The 20,274-nt window shown below is 72.8% G+C and carries 21 protein-coding genes, 2 tRNA genes and 1 riboswitch; of the genes, 11 read left to right on the plus strand and 12 right to left on the minus strand.

What is annotated here, in order from left to right; genetic code table 11:
* On the plus strand, positions 1-478 hold a 478-nt coding region (locus tag BIV03_RS19665; protein WP_217637383.1), incomplete at its 5' end, for a hypothetical protein.
* A gap of 58 nt (positions 479-536) precedes the next feature.
* On the opposite strand, the gene BIV03_RS12315 is transcribed toward BIV03_RS19665, so the two are convergent.
* The 3 genes from BIV03_RS12315 to BIV03_RS12325 all read right to left on the minus strand — a co-directional run bounded on the left by BIV03_RS12315 (position 537) and on the right by BIV03_RS12325 (position 3,314).
* Positions 537-609: transfer RNA gene (locus BIV03_RS12315), tRNA-Arg, on the minus strand.
* Between the two features lie 14 nt (positions 610-623).
* The gene (locus BIV03_RS12320; RefSeq protein WP_071295912.1) at positions 624-1,184 is read right to left on the minus strand and encodes an AAA family ATPase; all 561 of its coding nucleotides are present in this window, start codon (positions 1,182-1,184) and stop codon (positions 624-626) included.
* 9 nt (positions 1,185-1,193) lie between these two features.
* Positions 1,194-3,314, minus strand: a complete 2,121-nt coding sequence (locus BIV03_RS12325) for a glycosyltransferase family 39 protein (RefSeq protein WP_071295913.1) — start codon at positions 3,312-3,314, stop codon at positions 1,194-1,196.
* A gap of 160 nt (positions 3,315-3,474) precedes the next feature.
* On the opposite strand from BIV03_RS12325, the gene BIV03_RS12330 reads away from it, so the two are divergent.
* From BIV03_RS12330 to BIV03_RS12340, 3 genes are read left to right on the plus strand one after another with little or no spacing between them, the layout of a single operon-like run.
* Positions 3,475-4,248 (plus strand): NTP transferase domain-containing protein, encoded by a 774-nt coding sequence (locus BIV03_RS12330; RefSeq protein WP_071295914.1) that lies wholly within the window; start codon positions 3,475-3,477, stop codon positions 4,246-4,248.
* The gene (locus BIV03_RS12335; RefSeq protein ID WP_071295915.1) at positions 4,245-5,117 is read left to right on the plus strand and encodes an N-acetylneuraminate synthase family protein; all 873 of its coding nucleotides are present in this window, start codon (positions 4,245-4,247) and stop codon (positions 5,115-5,117) included. Before BIV03_RS12330 ends, BIV03_RS12335 begins: the two co-directional genes overlap by 4 nt.
* Positions 5,114-6,613: a DUF6716 putative glycosyltransferase gene (locus BIV03_RS12340; protein ID WP_071295916.1), complete on the plus strand. Its 1,500-nt coding sequence runs from the start codon at positions 5,114-5,116 to the stop codon at positions 6,611-6,613. The genes BIV03_RS12335 and BIV03_RS12340 overlap by 4 nt, the downstream gene beginning before the upstream one ends.
* Here BIV03_RS12340 and BIV03_RS12345 read toward each other — a convergent pair.
* Positions 6,557-6,817 carry a thioredoxin family protein gene (locus BIV03_RS12345; protein ID WP_071295917.1) on the minus strand — a complete coding sequence of 87 codons (261 nt, stop codon included), beginning with the start codon at positions 6,815-6,817 and terminating at the stop codon, positions 6,557-6,559. The two genes, BIV03_RS12340 and BIV03_RS12345, sit on opposite strands and share 57 nt — an antisense overlap.
* Before the next feature lie 62 nt (positions 6,818-6,879).
* A complete protein-coding gene (locus BIV03_RS12350; RefSeq protein WP_071295918.1) occupies positions 6,880-7,170 on the minus strand; it encodes a hypothetical protein in 291 nt (96 codons plus the stop codon).
* Positions 7,171-7,231: 61 nt separating this feature from the next.
* Here BIV03_RS12350 and BIV03_RS12355 point away from each other — a divergent pair, with 61 nt between their 5' ends.
* From BIV03_RS12355 to BIV03_RS12380, 6 genes are all read left to right on the plus strand, one after another.
* Positions 7,232-7,678, plus strand: a complete 447-nt coding sequence (locus BIV03_RS12355) for a MarR family winged helix-turn-helix transcriptional regulator (RefSeq protein WP_070416616.1) — start codon at positions 7,232-7,234, stop codon at positions 7,676-7,678.
* Positions 7,675-8,916, plus strand: coding sequence for an MFS transporter (locus tag BIV03_RS12360; RefSeq protein ID WP_071295919.1), 1,242 nt, complete (start codon positions 7,675-7,677; stop codon positions 8,914-8,916). The genes BIV03_RS12355 and BIV03_RS12360 overlap by 4 nt, the downstream gene beginning before the upstream one ends.
* A gap of 675 nt (positions 8,917-9,591) precedes the next feature.
* Positions 9,592-10,218: an oligoribonuclease gene (gene orn, locus BIV03_RS12365; protein ID WP_071295920.1), complete on the plus strand. Its 627-nt coding sequence runs from the start codon at positions 9,592-9,594 to the stop codon at positions 10,216-10,218.
* 111 nt (positions 10,219-10,329) lie between these two features.
* A tRNA-His gene (locus BIV03_RS12370) sits at positions 10,330-10,405 on the plus strand.
* A gap of 147 nt (positions 10,406-10,552) precedes the next feature.
* Positions 10,553-11,074, plus strand: coding sequence for a DapH/DapD/GlmU-related protein (locus BIV03_RS20250; RefSeq protein WP_302847772.1), 522 nt, complete (start codon positions 10,553-10,555; stop codon positions 11,072-11,074).
* Between the two features lie 64 nt (positions 11,075-11,138).
* A complete protein-coding gene (locus BIV03_RS12380) occupies positions 11,139-11,483 on the plus strand; it encodes a metallopeptidase family protein (RefSeq protein WP_071295921.1) in 345 nt (114 codons plus the stop codon).
* Between the two features lie 78 nt (positions 11,484-11,561).
* On the opposite strand, the gene BIV03_RS12385 is transcribed toward BIV03_RS12380, so the two are convergent.
* A complete protein-coding gene (locus BIV03_RS12385) occupies positions 11,562-12,842 on the minus strand; it encodes an acyl-CoA dehydrogenase family protein (RefSeq protein ID WP_071295922.1) in 1,281 nt (426 codons plus the stop codon).
* Complete coding sequence (locus BIV03_RS12390; protein WP_071295938.1) at positions 12,839-14,266, minus strand: LLM class flavin-dependent oxidoreductase; 1,428 nt, start codon at positions 14,264-14,266, stop codon at positions 12,839-12,841. Before BIV03_RS12390 ends, BIV03_RS12385 begins: the two co-directional genes overlap by 4 nt.
* A 101-nt stretch (positions 14,267-14,367) precedes the next feature.
* Here BIV03_RS12390 and BIV03_RS12395 point away from each other — a divergent pair, with 101 nt between their 5' ends.
* Complete coding sequence (locus tag BIV03_RS12395) at positions 14,368-15,744, plus strand: MFS transporter (RefSeq protein ID WP_071295939.1); 1,377 nt, start codon at positions 14,368-14,370, stop codon at positions 15,742-15,744.
* Positions 15,745-15,906: 162 nt separating this feature from the next.
* Here BIV03_RS12395 and BIV03_RS12400 read toward each other — a convergent pair whose 3' ends face one another.
* From BIV03_RS12400 to BIV03_RS12420, 5 genes are all read right to left on the minus strand, one after another.
* Positions 15,907-16,491, minus strand: a complete 585-nt coding sequence (locus tag BIV03_RS12400; protein WP_254790879.1) for an AAA family ATPase — start codon at positions 16,489-16,491, stop codon at positions 15,907-15,909.
* Positions 16,484-17,305 carry an energy-coupling factor transporter transmembrane protein EcfT gene (locus tag BIV03_RS12405; protein ID WP_254790881.1) on the minus strand — a complete coding sequence of 274 codons (822 nt, stop codon included), beginning with the start codon at positions 17,303-17,305 and terminating at the stop codon, positions 16,484-16,486. Before BIV03_RS12405 ends, BIV03_RS12400 begins: the two co-directional genes overlap by 8 nt.
* The gene (locus BIV03_RS12410; protein ID WP_071295923.1) at positions 17,302-18,996 is read right to left on the minus strand and encodes an ABC transporter ATP-binding protein; all 1,695 of its coding nucleotides are present in this window, start codon (positions 18,994-18,996) and stop codon (positions 17,302-17,304) included. The genes BIV03_RS12405 and BIV03_RS12410 overlap by 4 nt, the downstream gene beginning before the upstream one ends.
* Positions 18,993-19,634: an ECF transporter S component gene (locus tag BIV03_RS12415; protein WP_070416623.1), complete on the minus strand. Its 642-nt coding sequence runs from the start codon at positions 19,632-19,634 to the stop codon at positions 18,993-18,995. The genes BIV03_RS12410 and BIV03_RS12415 overlap by 4 nt, the downstream gene beginning before the upstream one ends.
* Positions 19,631-19,740: riboswitch (TPP riboswitch) on the minus strand. (Overlaps the previous gene by 4 nt.)
* 92 nt (positions 19,741-19,832) lie before the next feature.
* Entirely contained in the window at positions 19,833-20,156 is a 324-nt protein-coding gene (locus BIV03_RS12420) for a hypothetical protein (RefSeq protein ID WP_070416624.1), read from the minus strand.
* Between the last annotated feature and the right edge of the window lie 118 nt (positions 20,157-20,274).

A 20,274-nucleotide genomic window follows, 5' to 3' on the forward strand; every position in this document is an offset into this window, starting at 1 on the left:
GTACGGCGACGGCGCGACCCCCGCGTACGGCGACGGCGCCGCCACCCCGACCCGGGCGCCCCTGGGTTCGCCGGCATCGCCCGCCGGCACGCGCGGCCCGTCGACCGCGTCCGGCACGGACACCGACAACGCCGACGCCGTCGACGACGTCCGGCCGAGCAGCCCTCGCAGCACCGACCGACCCACCACGGACAGCCGGAGCAGCGGGCCCCGCGGGGCGGACACGACCGGTCCCGACGCGAGCGCAGCACCGCCGGTCGCCAAGCCGACCTCGGCGGACGCGCACGTCAACCGCACCACGGAGTCCGACGCCCGCGGTGTCGACGCCTCGACGACCGCACACACCCGGTCGATCCCGACCCGCATCGCGGACGGCCCCGCCGAACCGGCCGACGCGAACGAGACCTCGGAAGCGCCCTACACGCAGCCGATCAGCGCGAGCGAGCTCCGTCGCCGCGCTGCCGACGACGACGAGTAGGCAGTCGCCGAACGACACGAAGGCCGCCGTCCCGATGGACGGCGGCCTTCGTCGTGTGTGCCCCCGGCAGGAATCGAACCCGCGGCACGGTGGGTAGAAACCACCTGCTCTATCCACTGAGCTACGGAGGCGGACGGCCCCGATTCTATCCGCGACCCTCGCCGAGGTGCTGCACGAACCGGTCGACCTCCCGCTGCGACCGGAGGTGGACGATGCGCAGGTGCGGCGCGATCTCGACGAGCTCGGGCACCCGACGACGCGTCACGTTCCGGGTGCTGATGCCCCAGCGGAGGATGTGGCCGCGATCGGTGAAGAACGTCCACAGCGACGGTTCGACGTTGCCGTTCCACATCTCGATGCGCCCGAACCGACGGTGGAGCGTCCGACGCAGCAGCCGCCAGAGCGCCTGGGCAGTCGGCAGGTCGATCCACACGAGCGTGTCTGCACGGTTCGCCAGCATCGCCCGGACGGAGGTGTACTGCCACTCCGTCACCCACGCGGGTTCGCTCGTGTACCGCTCGACGTCGGCGACGAAGGTGTCCCGCGGGACCCAGCCGGCCCCGTGGTACAGCGAGTCGATCTCGGTGTGCGGAAGGCCGAGGACCCGGCCGATACGCCCGGCCGTGGTGGTCTTCCCGACGCCCGTGGTGCCGGCGACGAGGACGCGACGGGGCACCGGGTCCAGGGGGTCGTCGGCTCCGAGCACTCGTCGACCCTAGCCCGCGGTGAGGTCGTAGACCGTGACGCCTCCGATCGTCGACGAGGTGAAGGTCGACTCGACCCACTCGGAGATCTCCGACGCCGCGTCGCTGCCGCCGTTCGACTGCCCGACGCTGCCGGCGATGAAGTAGTGGATCTCCCCGGCAGCGACGTCTGCCTGGAACTTCGCAAGGGTGGGTGACGGGTCCGAGCCGTTGAAGCCGCCGATGGGCATCACCGAAGCGCCCGTGGCGAGCTGGTAGGTCGCGGCGCTGTTCGACCCGATGGTGGCGGCGACCCAGGTGTAGTCGTCGGCGTCCTCCAGGAGCGCCTTCCGCAGCGTCGAGGAGACCTCGGTGGACCCGCCGAGCAGACTCCCGGCACCACCGAACCCGCCGCCACCCGCACGCCCCGTCCCGGTCCCGGTCCCCGTCCCGCCACCGGTCCCCGTCCCGGTCCCGCCACCGGCCCCGGTCCCGGTCCCGCCACCGGTCCCGCCGGCCGCGCCCGCCCCACCCGGTCCACCGGTCCCGCCGGCCGCGCCCGCCCCACCCGGTCCACCGGTCCCGCCGACGCCACCCGCGCCTCCAGGACCGCCGAACCCGCCGCCACCGCCACCGCGAGCCCCGCCGCCACCAAACCCGCCGCCACCGAACCCGCCGCCCGCGACGGTCGGTCCGGCCGAGGGCAGCGCCCCGGTGTGAGCGGTCGTCACCGTGTCGATCGAGTACGCCGCCGGTCCGAGCAAGCCGGTGACGACCGCGCCGACGACCACGACGCTGCTGATCGGACGGGACCACCTCGCGAGCCCGCCGCCGCGCACCGGCACCAGCACCGCCCCCGCCGTCACCACCCCGACCACGAGCACCACCCACCGGATCCACGGCTGCCAGCCCGACGCCGCCGTCAGCAGGTGCCACTGCCACACCACCGTGACGACCACCGCGAACGCCGCCGTCCCTCGCCACCACCACGACGCGCGCCGCTCCCACAGCACCCCGGCGCCGATGCCCACGAGCCCGGCGATGTACGGCGCGAGCGCGACCGTGTAGTACGGGTGGAAGATCCCGCCCATGAAGCTGAACACCAGCCCGGTCACGAGCAGTGACCCACCCAGCGCGATGACCGTGGCGAGGCGGGAGCGAGCAGAGGGCGTCCGCTGCCGGAACCCGATCGCGACGAGCGCCGCCACGAGCAGGACCAGTGCGGTGGGCAGGAGCCAAGTGATCTGCCCGGCGAACTCCGACCCGAACAGCCGCAGCAGCCCGGTGGCGCCCCAGGAGCCGGCTCCGGCAGTTCCGCCGCCCCCGGTCACGCTGCCGGTCTCGTCGCCGGTGACCCGTCCGAGGCCGTTGTACCCGAAGGTGAGCTCGAGGAACGAGTTCGTCTGCGACCCGCCGATGTACGGGCGGGACGACGACGGCACGAGTTCCACCACGGCGACCCACCACCCGCCGGCGACGACCACGGCGAGGGCTGCCCACAGCAGGTGCACGATGCGCTTCACGAACGGCAGCGACGAGCAGGACAGGTACACGCCGACGAGCACGGGCAGGATGAGGAACCCCTGCAGCTGCTTCGTCAGGAACGCGATCCCGACGGCCACGCCGGCCAGGACGACCCATCGCAGACGTCCGCTCTCGACGCCACGCAGGACGAGCCAGAGTGACAGCACCATGAGCAGGGTGAGCAGTGCATCCGGGTTGTTGAAGCGGAACATCAGGGTCGCGACCGGGGTCGTCGCGAGTGCGGCGCCCGCGACGAGCGCGGCCCCGGCGGAGAACCGCCGCCGGACGATGACGTACAGCAGTGCCACCGTCCCGACGCCCATGAGGGCCTCCGGCACGAGGATCGCCCACGAGTTGAGGCCGAACAGGCGCACGGACAGCTCCATCACCCAGAGGAACGCCGGCGGCTTGTCGACCGTGATCGAGTTGCCCGCGTCCGAGGAGCCGTAGAAGAACGCCTCCCAGCTCTCGCTCCCCGCCTGCACGGCCGCCGAGTAGAACGCGTTCGCGTACCCGTTCACCCCGAGGTTCACCAGGTACAGGACGGCCGTCGCGACCAGCAGGCCGAAGAAGGCAGGACGTTCCCACCGTGCTCGCTGGACGGCGGATGTGCGGGAGCTGATGCGCATGGTCCCAGCGTCACCGGGTCGGCTTTCGGCATCCGTTGGCAGCGCTGTGGAAGCGCCGGGAGGCGCGGCGTGCGTCCGCCGGGTCGGGTTCCGGAACGGTTCGGCGCGCGTCTGCCTGGTGTTCGCCTCCGCGACACCGCGGCTTCGTAGCGTCCCGAGCATGCGCCCCACCGGTTCCGTCGTCGCGGTCGTCCCGGCCCGTGCGGGGTCGAAGGGCATCCCGGGCAAGAACCTCCGCCCCGTCGCCGGGCGCTCCCTGGTCCGTCGCGCGGTGGAGTCCGCCCGAGCAGCGACGACGATCGACACCGTCGTGGTCTCGACGGACGGCGACGCCATCGCGGCCGAAGCCCTGTCCGCCGGCGCCCGGGTCGTCCGGCGTCCGGCAGCGCTCGCCGGGGACGAGGCCTCGTCGGAGTCCGCGCTGCTGCACGTCCTCGACACGCTCGCGGCCGCGGGCGAGGAGCCCGACGTCGTCGTGTTCCTGCAGGCGACCTCGCCGTTCATCGACCCGGCCGACCTCGACGCCGCCGTCACCCGGGTCCGCGACGGCCACGCCGACTCGGTGTTCGCCGCGGCGCCCTCGCACGCGTTCCTCTGGCGCATCGGCGCCGACGGCTCCGCCCGCGCCGTGAACCACGACCAGGCCGTCCGCCCCCGGCGGCAGGACCGCGAGCCGGAGTTCCGCGAGACGGGCGCGTTCTACGCCTTCCGGGCCGCCGCCTTCCGCGAGCACCGCCACCGGTTCCACGGCCGCGTCGAACTCGTCGTCGTCGACGGTGCCGGAGCGATCGACGTCGACGACCCGGCCGACCTCGCGCTGGCGTCCGTCCTCGCACCACGGCTCGACCGTCCCGCGCACCGGTCCGACGAACACGCACCAGACCACCGTCCGGCCACCGAGCCGCACGTCCCCGCACCGAACGGAGCACCATGACCGTCACCATCGGCACGTCCACGATCGGCGCGGGCCACCCCGCGTACCTCATCGGCGAGATCGGCCTGAACCACAACGGCGACGTCGACATCGCCAAGCGACTCATCGACGTCGCGGCCGACGCCGGGCTGCAGGCCGTGAAGTTCCAGAAGCGCACGCCGGAGATCTCCACGCCGGAGCACATGAAGCAGACGCCGCGCAGCACGCCGTGGGGCGAGATGACCTACCTCGAGTACCGGTACCGCGTCGAGTTCGACCGCGACCAGTACATCGAGATCGGCGACCACGCCACGCTCCGCGGGCTCGACTGGTTCGCCTCGCCGTGGGACGAGCCGTCGGTCGCCTTCCTCGAGGACCTCAACGTCGTGGCGTACAAGATCGCCTCGGCGTCGGTGACGGACCTCGGACTCCTGGCCGAGGTCGCCGCGACCGGCAAGCCCGTGATCCTCTCGACGGGGATGTCGACGCTCGAGCAGATCGACCGTGCCGTGGAGGCCCTCGGCACCGAGCGACTCGTGCTCATGCACGCCACGTCGACGTACCCGCTCCCCGCCGAGGAGGCGAACCTGCGGATGATCGACACCCTCGCGAACCGCTACGCAGGCGTCCCGGTCGGGTACTCCGGCCACGAGCCCGGGCTGCAGATCTCCATCGCCGCAGTGGCACTCGGCGCGACGGCCGTCGAGCGCCACATCACGCTCGACCGCACGATGTGGGGCTCCGACCACGCCGCGTCGCTCGAACCGCACGGGCTGCAGACGCTCGCGCGCGACGTCCGGATCATCGAGACCGCGCTCGGCGACGGCGTGAAGCGGGTCATGCCCGGCGAGCGGGCACCGCTCGCGAAGCTGCGTCGCGTCGGAGCGTGACGGGCGGGGACCTGGACGCGACCGGCAACGGGGGCGAGCCGAGGGACGGACGGGAGGCGCGCCTCCCGTCCGATGCCCTGCCACGCGTCCGACGCGTGGTCGGTCTGGTCGACACCGACTCGTTCGCGAAGTGGGGCGCCCACCTGCTCGCCACGGCGCCCGCGCACTGGGACCTCGAACTCCTCACGGTGGCGACGCCGCGATCGGCGAGCCGCGCGCAGCTGCGGTCCGCGTTCCGGGGGCTCGACGACCGGCTCGCGCACCTGGCCGCGGCGCCGCCGGAGGCGCTCGAGGTCGACGCCATCGTCGAACGACTCCGGCAGGACCCACCGGACGCCGTGCTGGTGTCCCTGATCGGACCGGTGGCGGAGCTCGTCATCGAGGAGGTCCACCGTCGTGTGCCACGGCGACCCGTCCTCGTGACGGGGCTGCCCGGGATCTCCTACCCGGCGAAGTGGAAGGGCGTGTTCTTCCGGGCGCGCGCCGACCTGTTCGTGCTGCACAGCCACCGCGAGGTCCGCGCCTACGAGGAGCTCGCGACCGAGGGCGGCGTCGAGCCGCACTTCGCGCTCGCGACCCTGCCGTTCGCGCGGCCGTCCGGAGCCGCTGCGAGCCGTGACGGCGCTGCGATCGTCCGCGACTCCGTCGTCTTCGCCGCACAGCCGAGCGTCCCCGTCGAACGTGCCGAGCGGGAGCGTGTCGTCGGGTGGCTCGCCGAGACCGCCCGTCGGCACCCGGAGTGGCGCGTGGTGATCAAGGTCCGTGCCGCCGCCGGAGAGCACCAGACGCACCGCGAACAGGACCCGTACCCGGACCTCGTGCCGACGGACGCGCCGGCGAACCTCGTGGTCGAGAGCGGGCCGATGTCCGCGCACCTCGACCGGGCGGTCGCCCTCGTCACGATCAGCTCGACGGCCGTGCTCGAAGCGGCGGCCCGGGGCATCCCCGCGCTCACCCTGACCGACTTCGGCATCGGGCGACACCTCATCAACGAGGTGTTCGTGGGCAGCGGGCTCGAGGGCGACGCCGTCGACCTGGTGGACGGCCGGTTCGGGACGGTCCGGGCCGAGTGGATGTACGACAACCACTTCCACCCGTATTCGGAGAACGACTGGGCCGAACGAACCGAACGGCTCATGGAGTCCCGCGACGCCGGGGTCCTGCGCGACCGACCGGCGGCACGCCGGAGTCGCGGTGGCGTGCTCCGTCGGGCCTGGGAGCGGAAGAACGCACTCGGGCCGGACGACCGGAGTGTCCTCGGGGCCGTGGCGCTGCTGATCGGGGCGCCGGTGCGGGCGCTGAAGCGGGTCGTCCGGCAGGTGCGGCGGGTGGTGCGGCCGGCGGAGGTGCCGGTGTTGCTCGCGCCGACGAGTCAGCGTGTCAGTGGGTCCGGGTCGGGCAGGGCCGCGTCCGGAGGGGCCGCGTCCGGTGGTGGCCCGTCAGACCGCCTTGGCGATCGCGAGGAGCAGTTGGTCCCGGGTCGGGACGCCGGCTGACCGGAAGACCTCGGCACCGTCGTCCCGCCGCACGATGATCGTGGGGGTCGACCGGATGCCGAGGTCCTCCGCCTGGTCGGGGTGGTTCGCCACGTCGCGCTCGGTCACGTGCAGCCCGGGGACGAGCTCGGACGCCTCGGCCGACACCCGGCGGGCGGCGGCGCACGGGGCGCAGAACGAGGACGTCCAGAGGTCGAGCTGCATGTGGTCCTGCAACGCGGGCGCGGCCGGATCTACTCCCGGTGCGTGTGGTGCGGCGCTGTTGCTTACTCGCGGTCGAACTCGCCGCTGCGGTCCCCGCGGTCCGCGAGGTCGTCCACCGGGTCGGACTCCCCCGGCACGTACTCGAACTCGGCCGAGGTCTGGTCGAGCACCTGGCGGGACTTCGTCATGCGGTAGGTGAACGCGGTCTGGAGTCCCTCGACGTCGGCGAACACCGTGACCTCGTCGTCCAGCGCGTCGCTCGTGGCCGTGCGGGTGTCGGTCGTGCCGTCGAAGGGTCCGCCGTGGAAGATCGCGGTGTACTCGTCGCCTTCGTGGATGGTGATGTCGCTCATGCATCCCTTCTACCAGGGACCGCCTGTTGACACATTCATAGCCTCGCTATATAGTTTGGCTATGGAATCACCGCGTGAACAGACGATCGAGACGCTCCTCGTCTCCGTCAACCGCCTGATCCGCACCGCAGCGCAAGCGACGGGGAACACCACGTCCTCCGCCGTCTGGCGCACGCTCGGCATCCTCGAGACCGACCAGCCGCTCCGCCTCGGCGAGCTCGCTGCCGCCTCCCGCGTCGCGCAGCCCACGATGACCCGACTCGTCGCGGGCATGCTCGCCGACGGACTCGTGTCCCGCAGCGTCGACCCCGACGACTCCCGCGGGCAGCTCATCGAGCTCACCGACGCCGGCCGTGAACGCCTGGCGTCCTGGCGGGTCACCCTCACCCGGACGGTCGGCCCGCTCTTCGCCGACCTGTCCGACGACGAGTGGGACACCCTGCACGACGCCGTCGAGGTCATCGCCGCCCGAACCTCCACCGCCACCAGAACGGAGACCCACGCGTGAACGCCCACGCACCCGCCGCACAGTCCGGCAGCATCCTCAAGCAGTCATCGGCGGTCTGGGCGATCGCCTTCGCCTGCGTCGTCGCCTTCATGGGCATCGGCCTCGTCGACCCGATCCTCCCCGCGATCGCCTCGTCCCTCAAGGCCACCGCGGCGCAGACCGAGCTCCTCTTCACGAGCTACCTCGCCGTCACCGGTGTCGCGATGTTCTTCACCAGCTGGGTGTCCAGCCGCATCGGCGCGAAGAACACCCTGCTCATCGGCCTCGCCCTCATCGTGCTCTTCTCGGTGCTCGCGGCGACGTCGAACAGCGTGTGGACGATCATCGACTTCCGCGCGGGCTGGGGTCTGGGCAACGCGCTCTTCATCTCCACCGCGCTCGCGACGATCGTCGGCGCAGCCTCCGGTGGCACCGCGTCCGCGATCATCCTGTACGAGGCGGCGCTCGGCCTCGGCATCGCCGTCGGCCCGCTCGTCGGCGGCCTGCTCGGCTCCGTCAGCTGGCGCGGCCCGTTCTTCGGCGTCACGACGCTCATGGCCATCGCGTTCATCGCCATCGTCACGCTCCTCAAGACGAAGAACCTCGAGAAGCCCACGCCGACCAAGCTCTCCGCGCCGTTCCGCGCACTCGGTCGCCCGGCACTCACCGCCCTCGCCGTCACCGCGCTCTTCTACAACATCGGCTTCTTCGTCCTGCTCGCCTACACGCCCTTCCCGCTCGGCTTCGGCGCACTCGGCATCGGCTTCACCTTCTTCGGCTGGGGCGTCGGCCTCGCGATCACCTCGGTCTGGGTCGCCCCGATGCTCACCGCACGACTCCGCCGCACCACCGTGCTGAAGATCGCGCTCCCGCTGCTCGCGCTCGACCTGTTCGCCGCCGCCGTGGTCGTGCAGTCGCAGGTGGGCCTGATCATCTGCGTCATCATCGGCGGCCTCGTGCTCGGCGTCCTCAACACCGTGCTCACCGAGTGCGTCATGGAGGCCACCGACCTCCCCCGCTCCGTCGCCTCGAGCGCGTACTCCGCGGTGCGCTTCATCGGCGGTGCGATCGCCCCACCCGTGGCCACCCTGCTCGCCGACCAGTTCGCCCCGTCGGCCGCGTACGTGTTCGCCGGGCTGTCCGTCGCCGTCGCGTTCGTCGTCGTGGTGTGCACCACGCGCGTGCTGCGCCGGGTCGACGACGGCGCCGAGCCCGAGCCCGTCGAGGCCGAGGCCATCGCCGCCGGCGAGATGGCGTAGCCCCGGCCCCCGGCCCGGCGCTGGCCGGGCTCCGCGCTCCGCGCTCCGCGAGCGGGCGAAGTACGTCCCGCTCACCCGCCGCACCCAGCACCTTCCGCCCGCTCGCGCGCTCACCCGCGCGAGCGGGCGTTTTCCGTCCCGCGCGCACCCCGCACCCTGCGCATTCCGCCCGCTCGCGGATCCCGGGGTGACCGCCTGGAGGCGCGGGTCGACCCGGAGACCGGCACCGCGCCTCCAGACCCTCGCGCCCACCCCGCGAGCGGGCGAAATCGGGCTCGGTCGCGCCCCGCAGCCGTCACATACCGCCCGCTCGCCGCACCGGCCACGCGAGCGGGCGAATCCTGCGCGGCTCACACCCCGCACCCCGCTCATTCCGCCCGCTCGCGCAGGTGGCACGGGCGCCGCCTGGAGGCGCGGGTCGCCCCCGAGACCGGCGCCGCGCCTCCAGGCACTCGCGCTCACCCCGCGCCACGAGCGGGCGAAGAACGTCCGGACCGCACCCCGCAACGCGCACATACCGCCCGCTCGCGCACACCGCGCCGCGAGCGGGCGAATACGTCCCAGCCGCGCCCCTCAGCGCGCACATACCGCCCGCTCGCGGGCCGGGCGGGCCGCGAACGGCCGGGCGCGCGGGCGGAAAGCGCCCCCGCCCCGCCGCGGAATAGGATCGACACCATGGCAACTGCGAACGACCGCCTCGTCTGGATCGACTGCGAGATGACGGGCCTCGACCTCGAGGTCGACGAACTCGTCGAGGTGGCCGTGGTCGTCACCGACTTCGACCTCGTCCCCGTGCACCCCGGCTTCGACATCGTGATCAAGCCCGACCAGTCGGCACTCGACAACATGAACGAGTTCGTCACGAACATGCACACCACCTCGGGGCTCCTTGAGGAGATCCCGAACGGTGTGAGCCTCGCGGACGCCGAGTACCAGGTGCTCGAGTACATCCTCGAGCACGTCCCCGCCGAGGGCTCCGCTCCCCTCGCGGGCAACACCATCGGCACCGACCGATCGTTCCTGTCGAAGTACATGCCCCGCGTCGACGGACACCTGCACTACCGCAGCGTCGACGTGTCGAGCATCAAGGAGCTCTGCCGCCGCTGGTTCCCGCGCGTGTACTTCAACGCGCCGGAGAAGCACGGTGGGCACCGTGCCCTCGCGGACATCCTCGAGTCCATCCGCGAGCTCGAGTACTACCGCCGCGCGGGCTTCGTGGCCGAGCCCGGCCCCACCTCGGACGACGTCAAGGCCATCGCGAACGAGGTCGTCGCCAAGTGGGAGCCGCGGCTCGCGCAGTAGGACACACCGCCTGCGGCGCGTCCAGGAGGCGCGGCTCGCCCCTCGTGTTCTGACCCGCCTCCGGCATGTACTACTATTGAGTGGTCGCGCCGGTCGCCCGGTGTGCACATGGTGGATATAGCTCAGTTGGTAGAGCGCCTGGTTGTGGTCTAGGAGGTCGCGGGTTCGAGACCCGTTATTCACCCCAGTGCTGATGCAGATCAGCGGAAGGCCCCGGTCCCTCGGACCGGGGCCTTCGTCGTGCACAGGACCGGCTGTGTGCACAGGACCGCCTGCGTGCATACGACATGTGGAGAACTTCCGGTCGAGCGCTCGCATCTGGTGCACTCGAACGGTGTTCAACCTCGTGCGGAAACTCTGGCCGAACCTCGCTCGCGAGTTCTGGCTCAACACCGTGTGCAGCTCCCGGCTCGTCCCGTCACAGGCACGGTTCCTCCTGCTCCGGCTCGGCGGGCTCCGACTCCGGCGGAGCACGGTGCTGCACGGCGTCGAGTGGTTCGGCAGCGGGCGGGTCACCTTCGAGCGGGGCGTCGTCCTCAACCGTGGCGTTGTCGTGAACCACAGCGGCGGGCTCTACATGGCCGAGAACTCCGGTCTCGGCCCGGGGACCCTCGTCATCACGGCCTCGCACGAGATCGGCCCTCCGACGAAGCGGTGGGCCGCCGGGACGACCGCTCGGGTGGTGATCGGCAAGGGTGTCTGGGTCGGCGCGAACGTGACGATCCTGCCGGGGGTGCGCATCGGCGACGGCTGCATCATCGGGGCGGGATCCGTCGTCAGTCGTGACTGCCTCCCGGACGGCATCTACGCCGGCGTCCCCGCCCGCAGGCTCCGCGACGTGGTGCCGGCCCCGTGACCGCGCGTCCGCCGCCGGGCCGGACGGGGTTCCACCAGCGCGGTGTGGCACGATCGGCGACGTGATGGAGATGTCCGCCGACGCGTTCGAACAGCTCGTGACCGACGAACTCGACCTGCTGCCGGACGAGATGGTCGACGGCCTCGACAACGTGGTGTTCGTCGTCGAGGACGAACCGGAGAACGGCGAAGAGCTCTTCGGCGTGTACGACGGCATCGCGGCGACCGAGCGTGGGCAGTACGGCTTCGGCGAGCTCCCGGACCGCATCGTGCTGTTCCGGAAGCAGCACCTCGCCGAGTGCGACACGCTCGAGGAGCTCAAGGACGAGGTCCACACCACGCTCGTGCACGAGATCGGGCACTTCTACGGCATCGACGACGAGCGCCTCCACGAGCTCGGCTGGGCGTAGCCGGGGCCACGGCGCCCGCGCGGCCGCCGGGGCCACGGTGCCCGCGCCCGCGCCCACGCACCAGCGCCCCCCAGCACCTCAGAACCGCGTCGGCCCCACCTCGTGGTACTTCTCCCACCCGTCCACCGGCCCCCGCCCGTGCAGCGCGTACTCCCCCACGAGCCGCTCCTTGTAGACCGCCGGGTTGTGCGACGCCACGACCCGAGCGTTCCGCCAGTGCCGGTCCAACGCCCGCGTGCGATCGGCCGCCGAGGCCCCACCGACCTCGAACAGCTCCGACGCCGCCCGGAGCACCCGCGGCCCGACCTCGATCTGCGCCTGGTAGACCGCGTTCTCGGCGGCGTCCAGCAGGTCACGGTCGACGCCGGCCCCGGGCTCGTTCGTGCCCACCACCCCGTCGAGCAGCCCCGCCGCGGCGACGACGAGCGACCGGGCCGTGAACGCCCCGGCCGACAGCCGACCGAGCACTGCCAGCACCTGCGGGTCGTCCCCGGGCCGCGCGGCGTTCGCATGGATGTACGTCCGGGTCCGCGGTCGCACGAACGCGACGGCGTCGTCGGACACCGCCTGCCCGATCCCGGCGAGGACCGCCAGCAGGTACACCTGGTAGAAGGCCTGGATGTGCGACAGCGGGGCGTCCTTGTACGCCGAGACCACCGAGGGGTCGACCGACACCCCGTCGAACACCGTGGTGCCGGACGCGGTCAACCGCTGGCCGAACCCGTCCCAGTCGTCGACGCTCGTCACGCCCGGCGCGTCGACCGGCACGGCGAACGTGACGCGGTCACCCGAGCGGTCCGCCGCGAGGTAGATCCAGTCCGAGTAGAGCGTCCCGGTCGAGTAGAACTTCCGGCCGTCGAGACGGACGGAACCGTCCTCGGCGACGCGCACCGTGGTGGAGATGTCGGCGAGCGTCGTCCCGGTCCGCTCCGACGTCGCGTTCCCGATGATCGCGCCGTCGACGATCCGCTGCAGCCACTCGTCCCGCCCGGCCGACGACGGCCGGAGGAGCACGAGTTCGGTGTACCCGAAGTGCCCGCGCCACAGGTGCGCGATGTTCGAGTCGGCAGCGGCGAGGTCGGCGACGAGGTGCACGAGTTCGACGAGCGTCACGCCGAACCCACCACGGTCCTCCGGCACGCGGAGCCGTCCGAACCCCGCGTCGGCGAGCGCACGGACCTCGTCGTGCGGCAGCGGCCGGTCCCCCGGCGTCCCGGACGCCAGCTCGCGGTCGACGGCCCCCTCGCGGATGCGGTCGAACAGCGGCTGGAACCGAGCGCGCAGCTCCGCCAGGCGGCTGGTCCCGGTGCCGGCCTGGAGGGACGGCTCGCCCCCGGTGGTCGTCGTCGCGTCGGTCATGCGGTCACCTCCACGGCGTCGCGCGCGGCGTCCGCGCCGGTTCCGGCAGCTCCGCCCGTGAACGCTCCCCGCCACCGCCGCGCCGGGTGGCTGTCGGGCAGCTGCGGGTGGCCGAAGAGCTTCTCGCGCAACGTCCCCTCGCGGTACTCGGACTGCATCAGTCCGCGCTCCTGCAGGGTCGGGGCGATGTGGTCCACGAACTCCTCGTAGGAGCCGGGCAGCGTCCAGTTGATGACGTTCACCCCGTCGACGCCGGCGCGCTGCCAGTCGGCGAGCTCGTCGGCGATCTGCTCGGGCGTCCCGACCACGCGGGCACGGAGCTTCGCGGAAAGTCGGGCGAGGTCGGCGATCGTCGGCTCCCGGTCGCCGGCGGCCTCCCGGAGCCACTGCAGATGCGACTGGCCGGCGTGCGTGCGGACCTCGGACAGCGGCGTCTCGGGGTCGAGGGGCTCGCCGGTGTCGGGGTCGAACCCGAGGTTCGAGTGCACGAGGAAGCCGTCGGCCGCGAGGTACTCGTCGATCTCCGCTTCCTTCGCCTTCGCCTCGGCCTCGGTGGCCCCGGTGACGAACGTCAGTCCGAGGAAGAAGGCGATGTCGTCCCGCTGCCGCCCCGCTGCCGAAGCGAGGTCGCGGGTCTCGCGGATGAGCTGCTCGGTGGCGTCGCGGTTCGACGTCAGGATGAACTGGGCCTCGGCGTTCCGCGCCGCGAAGGCTCGGCCGGCCGGCGAGGACCCCGCCTGGAAGAGCACGGGCGTCCGCTGCGGCGACGGTGCCGACAGGTGCGGGCCCTGCACGTCGTAGCGCTTCCCGTGGTGGTCGATGCGGTGCACCTTGTCGGGGTCGGCGTAGCCGCGCACCGGGTCCTTGAGCACGGCGCCGTCCTCCCACGACCCCTCCCAGAGCTTCGCGCAGACCTCGAGGTACTCCTCGGCCCAGACGTAGCGCTCGTCGTGCTCCTCGAGCCGGTCGGCGCCGAAGTTCCGCGCGGCGCTGTCGAGGGCGCTCGTGACGACGTTCCAGCCGATCCGGCCCCGGGTGATGTGGTCGAGGGTGGAGACCTTGCGGGCGAAGTCGAACGGGTGCGACTGGATGACGCTCGACGTGAACGCGAGCCCGAGGTGCTCCGTCGAGACGGCGAGCGCCGAGAGCAGCACGGACGGGTCGTTCGAGGGGATCTGCAGCCCCTCGCGCAGGTTCGTCGAGTAGTCGCCGCGTCCGGGGCCGTACGTCCCGACGACGTCCGCGAAGAACATCGCGTCGAACTTCCCGCGCTCGAGGGTCTTCGCGAGGTCGGTCCACAGCGTGACGTCGTCGAAGTCGGCCTGGCGGGCGTCCGGGTGCCGCCAGAGGCCGTGCTGGATGTGCGACGTCGTGTTCATGACGAAGGCCGCGAAGCGCAGCGGGCGGTTCGGTGCATCGCTCATGCGCTCCATGTTCCCCGCCGTCGTGTCGCGGGAGGGCGTGACGTGACCTCGCGTTACGCGGGGTGTTCCCCGAGGTGCGCGACGCGACCATGCTCCTGAGGGTGCCGAACTCGACCACCGCAGCCGCGCCTCCAGTCCGTTCCACCGCACCGTCGACCACCGCGACCCGCCGTCGCGTCGCCCTGGCGTCCTTCGTCGGGACGACCGTGGAGTACTACGACTTCTACCTGTACGCGACCGCGTCCGCGCTCGTGTTCGCGCCCACGTTCTTCCCCTCCGTGACCCCCGCGGTCGGCGTCATCGCGTCGTTCGCGACCTACGGTGTCGGGTTCGTCGCCCGTCCGCTCGGTGGGATCATCGCCGGCCACCTCGGCGACCGGATCGGGCGGAAGAAGCTGCTCGTCGCGTCGCTCATGCTGATGGGGATCGGGTCGACGCTGATCGGGGTCATCCCCTCCGCCGCGACCATCGGCGTCGGTGCCGTCGTCGCGCTCGTGGTCCTGCGGCTGCTGCAGGGTGTCGCGGCCGGCGCCGAGTGGGGCGGGTCGGCGCTGCTGTCCGTCGAGCACGCACCCGAGCGGCACCGCGGACTGTTCGGGGCGTTCACGCAGATGGGGTCGGCGGGCGGCATGCTCCTCGCGACCGGTGTCTTCACGCTCGTCCGGGGCCTGCTCGGCACCGAGGCGTTCCTGGCGTGGGGCTGGCGGCTGCCGTTCCTGTTCTCGGCGGTGATCGTGGCCGTCGGGCTCGTCATCCGGCTCGGCGTGCAGGACGCGCCGGTCTTCCAGGAGCTGCGCGCCTCCGGGAACGTCGAACGGTTCCCGGTGTGGCAGGCGATCCGGCGGCACCCGCGGGCGATCCTCGTCACCGCGGGGCTGCGGCTCGTGCAGCCGGCGCTGTACTCGATCCTCACGACCTACTCGCTGACGTACCTCGCGTCGGTGCGGGGCCCGTCCGGCGCGTCGGCCGGGCTCCAGGCCGTGCTCGTCATCTCCGCGGTGTCGCTCGTGTCGACGCCGTTCTGGGGCTGGCTGTCCGATCGGGTCGGCCGACGGGTGCTGACGATCTGGTCGGCGGTGGGGATCGCGGTGCTCATCTGGCCGTTCTTCGCGTTCCTCGACGCGGGGCCGCTCGTGCTGCTGCCGCTCGTGGCGCTGATCGGGATGTGCGTGTTCCACGACAGCATCTACGGGCCCCAGGCGGCGTGGTTCGCGGAGCAGTTCCCGACCGGTCGGCGCTACTCGGGGATGTCGCTCGGGTACCAGATCGGGTCGATCTTCTCGGTGGGGCTCACGCCGTTGCTCGCGGCCGTGTTCGTCGAGCTCGGTGGGGGCTCGCCGTGGATCCTGTGCGGGTACCTCGGGGTGTACGCGGTGCTCTCGATTGTGGCCGCGGTCTTCGCGGTGGACCCGGTGGCGGCGGCCCGGCGGGGTGCGCGGGGCGCGGCGGGTCGGGCGCGCGCTGAGGTTTCGGGCTGAGGTTTCGGGCTGAGCGACACATCACGGGCGCGATCGGGCGTGAAGTGTCGCCCAGCGCGTGAACTCGGCCTCCGCCCGCGCCGGGCCGGGCGCCGCGCCGGGCGCCGGGCCCCGCGCCGGGCGCCGGGCCGCGCGCCCGCGCCGCCCCGCACGCGCCGCGCCCTACGTCCGCAGCACCACGTCCGCCAGCTCCGCCGGCCGCTCCGCAGCGATGAACGCCGCCTCCTGCGCCGCCCACCGGTCCCACTCCCGCGCGAAGGACTCGCCGTCACGCCCGATCGCCCGCTCCCACCGGGTGTCGTCGTCGGCCTCGAGCCACACCCGCAACGACGCGAGCGGCGCCGAGTCCCGGGACAGCGCACCGCACCCCTCGACCACGATCGGCTGCCCGGGGTCGACGGCGGCCCACTCCGCCGGGCACGAGGTCGCCCAGTCCCACCGTCGGTAGCCGGAGCGTTCCCCGAGGACGTCGGTCACCACGGCCTCCGCGGCCGCCTGCAACCCGTCCCATCCCGGGTAGACGTCGTCGAGGTGGACGACCTGCGCGCCGAGCCGCTCCGCCAGGGAATCGCCGAGCGTCGTCTTGCCCGTGCCCGACCTGCCGTCGACGAGCACGACGAGTCGCGTTCCGGAGGCGGCCGCGACCCCGGCGGCCGCGGCGGCGAGTCCCTCGACGAGCGAGTCGTCGGGACCGGCCGTGCCGTCGGCGCCGCGCGCGCCGCCCACGTCGGGTTCCCCCTCAGGCACGCCACGTCCCCGCGCCCACGGCCACCGCGATCGACACGACACCGATCCCGACGAGCACGCCGACCATCGCCCACTCCGGCCCCGCGAACCGCACACTCCGCGCCCACGTCCGCCGCCCGGGAGCGCCGAACCCCCGCGACTCCATCGCCACCGCCAGCGTCGTCGCCCGCCGCAGCGCCAGCACGAGCAGCGCGAACGCCATCGACGCGCCGCGCCGCAGCCGTCCGGTGTCCGCGACGCCGCGGGCCCGGCGAGCCATGCCGAGCTGTCGCCAGTCGTCCCCGAGGAGCGTCATCATCCGGATCGCCGCGAGTGCCCCGAGCACGAACCGTGCCGGCAGCCGCAGGAGCTGCGCGAGCCCGTCCGCGAGGTCGGTCGGGTCCACCCGCACGAACAACGCCACCGCCGGCAGCCCGATCGCCAGGACACGGAGCGCCGTCGCCAGCGCGAGTGCGAGCGACCCGTCGGTGACGTGCGCGAACCCGAGGTCGAACCAGGACCGCCCGGACGGCCGCCCGTACAACGCGATGCTCAGCGCGGTCAGCGGCACCGCGACCAGGACCGGCGAGGTCCGCAGCAGCAGAGTGCGGGGCGGGATCCGCAGGAGCGGCAGGAGCAGGAGTTCGAGACCGAGCGCGACCGCCGCGGACACGACGTCGAGGCTGAGCACCAGGCACACGCCGAGCGCGAGGACGCCCAGCAGCGAGGCCACCGGCTGGACGCCTCGGACGCCGCGTGCACGCGTGGTGCCGTCGGGTGGTCCAGGAGGCGCGGCTCGTCCGGGCAGACCGGCCGCGGCGTGGTGCGCGGTCACGGTTGCACCTCCGTGGCCGGGTCGCGCAGGTCGGCGGGCGGCCCGACGGTCGTCGCCCCCGTCGCGCCTGTCGCCCTCGTCGTCCCTGTCGCCCCGAGCACGATCTGGTCCGCATCGAGCGCGCGGACGAGGTCACGGTCGTGCGTCACGGCGACGATCGCGGTGCCGGAGTCGGCGAGTTCGCCGAGCCGGTCCACCACGGCCTGCCAGGTCGCCCGGTCCTGACCGGACGTCGGCTCGTCGAGCACGACGACGGGCGGCCGGGAGGCGATGACCGTCCCGATCGCCAACCGCCGCTGCTCGCCGCCGGACAGCGTGAAGGGGTTGGCGTCGGCGAGGTGCGCGAGGCCGAACGCGTCGAGGAGCTCGTCGACCCGGGCATCGACGTCAGCCGCTCCGAGGGCGCGGGGGCCGACGGCCAGCTCCTCGCGCACGGTGCGGGCGACGAACTGGTGCTCCGGGTCCTGGAAGACCGTGCCGATCCGACCGGCCAGCTGCCTGCTCGTCCACGCGGCGGGGGCGTCACCGATGCCGTCGGCGAGTGCCGTGCCCGCGCGGAGGGACCCCGCTGCGGGGCGCAGGAGCCCGGCGAGCGTGAGGCCGAGCGTCGACTTGCCGATGCCGTTCGGCCCGGTGACCGCGAGGACCCGTCCGGCCCGGACGTCGAGGTCGATCCCGCTCCCGACCGACTGCCGCCTTCCCCGGGCGGTCCCGAGCCCCCGCGCCGCGAGCAGCACCGGGTCCCGATCGCCGAGCGGGCTGATTCCGTCCGGTCCCCCGTTGTCGGCCCTGTGCATTCCGCCCACTCGCGGTCCCGCGTCGCCGAGCGGGCGGATTCCGTCCGGTCCCCCGTTGTCGGCCCCGTGCATCCCGCCCGCTCGCGGAGACAAGCGGGTACCCCGGCGCGCGGAACCCTGTTCGGGCTCGGACCCGGGCACCCAGACGCCGGCGGCGGTCAATGCCGGACCGTGCTCGGCGAGCACGTCCGCAGGCGCACCGTCCGCGACGACACCCCCGGCCGGCTCCAGCAGCACGAGTCGGTCGACCAGGTCCAGCCAGGTCCCGATGCGGTGCTCGACGACGAGCAGTGAACACCCGGTCTCGTCGAGCAGCGCCCGCACGGCGTCGTGCACCTGCACCACCCCGGAGGGGTCGAGGTTCGCGCAGGGCTCGTCGAGCACGAGGACACCCGGGCGCATGGCGAGCACGCCCGCGAGCGCCAACCGCTGCCGCTGCCCGCCGGAGAGCATCGTGGTGGACCGGTCGAGCGGCAGGTCGAGCCCGACGACGTCGAGGGCCGACCGGACGCGCTGCCAGATCTCGTCCCGCGGGACGCCGGCGTTCTCGCAGCCGAACGCCACGTCGTCGCCGACGCGGGACATCACCGTGTGCGCCTCGGGGTCCTGCATGACGAGGCCGACGCGCCCGCGGACCGCGCGCGGTTCGGCACCGTCGACGAGGACCGAACCCTGGACGGAGGCCGCGGTGTCGTCGGTGGCGTCCGGCTCGTCCGGGAGCACGCCCGCGACCGCCCGCAGCAGCGTCGACTTGCCGGCGCCCGAGGGGCCGACGATCGCGACCCGCTCCCCCGGCTCGACGGTCAGGTCGACGCCCCGGACGGCCCAGGCGTCACGTTCCGCGTACCGCCAGCCCCAGTCGGAGAAGGTGATCCGCGCGGCTGGCACGGTCACGCGACGGTGCGAGGACCGCGTCTGGAGTGCTCACGGCCCGCCGCGAACGACGACAGGACGCCGGTCGCGGCGAGCGCTCGGACGAGGAACCACGAGCCGACGCCCGCGATCAGCGCACCGGAGACGATCGCCGAGACGACGTAGACGACCTTGAAGGCCAGGTCGAGTCCGGGGTACCAGAGCACCGTGTCGTTCAGCCCGAGCGCCAGCCCGGCCGCCGCACCGGCGAGCACGACCACCGGCAGGCGGTACACGCGGTACAGGAAGAGCGCGAGCACCAGCTCGGCGCCGAGGCCCTGCACGAGGCCGGCCTCGAGCGTCAGCCAGCCCCACTGCGTGCCGAGGAGCGCCTCGACCGAGGCGGCAACCATCTCGGCGTAGAGGGCCGCTCCGGGCTTCCGGACGATGATCGCGACGACGGGCCCGGCGAGCAGCCACACCCCGCCGAAGAGCGCCTGCGTGCCGGGGAGCACGAGCGCGGCGACGGCGCTGATCGGCTCGTAGCCGAACTCCCAGAGCTTGAAGACGACACCGATCGCCACGGCGAGGACGCTCGCGACGACGATGTCGACGACCCGCCAGCGCAGCGAGCGCCTGACGGGGGTGGACGGAACAGCAGTGTGCGTGCTCGTGGACATGGCCCTGGACTCCTCCCTGCGCCGGCATGATCCGGATCAGGTTCGACGGTCGGAGCGCCACTCGCTCCCTCTCAGCCCGGCGATCCCGGACTCCCGTGTGTGTCCCGCCATTGTAGACGTGGTCGCGACCCGGTGACGGATCGCACGTCCTGGAGGCGCGGGGCGGGGCCGCACCGCGCCTCCAGGTCCGTCAGTGGGTCACTTCTTCAGGACGCGGACCAGCTTCCGCAGGACGGTGCCGGTCACCCAGATGACCGGGACGCTCACCGCGAGGAGGGAGATCAGGTTCGGCTCGAACTCGAGGTCCTTGCCGGGGCGTCGGACGTAGGCGCCGATCGGGATGGAGACGGCACCGCCGCCTCCGCCACCGTTGTCGTCGCCGTCCCCGCCCCCACCGAAGCCGAACCAGCCGAGGGACACCGGGATGAGGGTCTGGTCGCCGACCTCGACCGGCTCCCCGTAGTTCGTGGACACGCCGACGGGGCGTACCTTCTCTGCGATCTGCGTGACGATGTTGGCCATGCGCGCGACGCTACTCGCCCGTTCCTCCACAGGCAGAGCTGCCCGCGCACCCGTCCACGGCCGGAGCTTGTCTGCGGACGCGGTCGGCTCCCGCCGATATGTTGGCGGGACCCACACC

It is taken from the genome of Curtobacterium sp. MCBA15_016 (assembly GCF_001865105.1).
Classification (GTDB): domain Bacteria; phylum Actinomycetota; class Actinomycetes; order Actinomycetales; family Microbacteriaceae; genus Curtobacterium.

Bases quoted from the DNA above. Each gene is read 5' to 3' on its own strand.
- BIV03_RS12325 (WP_071295913.1), bottom strand. From the start codon at position 3,314: ATGCGCATCAGCTCCCGCACATCCGCCGTCCAGCGAGCACGGTGGGAA.
- BIV03_RS12330 (WP_071295914.1), top strand. From the start codon at position 3,475: ATGCGCCCCACCGGTTCCGTCGTCGCGGTCGTCCCGGCCCGTGCGGGG.
- BIV03_RS12335 (WP_071295915.1), top strand. From the start codon at position 4,245: ATGACCGTCACCATCGGCACGTCCACGATCGGCGCGGGCCACCCCGCG.
- BIV03_RS12345 (WP_071295917.1), bottom strand. From the start codon at position 6,817: ATGCAGCTCGACCTCTGGACGTCCTCGTTCTGCGCCCCGTGCGCCGCC.
- BIV03_RS12350 (WP_071295918.1), bottom strand. From the start codon at position 7,170: ATGAGCGACATCACCATCCACGAAGGCGACGAGTACACCGCGATCTTC.
- BIV03_RS12355 (WP_070416616.1), top strand. From the start codon at position 7,232: ATGGAATCACCGCGTGAACAGACGATCGAGACGCTCCTCGTCTCCGTC.
- orn (WP_071295920.1), top strand. From the start codon at position 9,592: ATGGCAACTGCGAACGACCGCCTCGTCTGGATCGACTGCGAGATGACG.
- BIV03_RS12380 (WP_071295921.1), top strand. From the start codon at position 11,139: ATGGAGATGTCCGCCGACGCGTTCGAACAGCTCGTGACCGACGAACTC.
- BIV03_RS12385 (WP_071295922.1), bottom strand. From the start codon at position 12,842: ATGACCGACGCGACGACGACCACCGGGGGCGAGCCGTCCCTCCAGGCC.
- BIV03_RS12390 (WP_071295938.1), bottom strand. From the start codon at position 14,266: ATGAGCGATGCACCGAACCGCCCGCTGCGCTTCGCGGCCTTCGTCATG.
- BIV03_RS12415 (WP_070416623.1), bottom strand. From the start codon at position 19,634: ATGTCCACGAGCACGCACACTGCTGTTCCGTCCACCCCCGTCAGGCGC.
- BIV03_RS12420 (WP_070416624.1), bottom strand. From the start codon at position 20,156: ATGGCCAACATCGTCACGCAGATCGCAGAGAAGGTACGCCCCGTCGGC.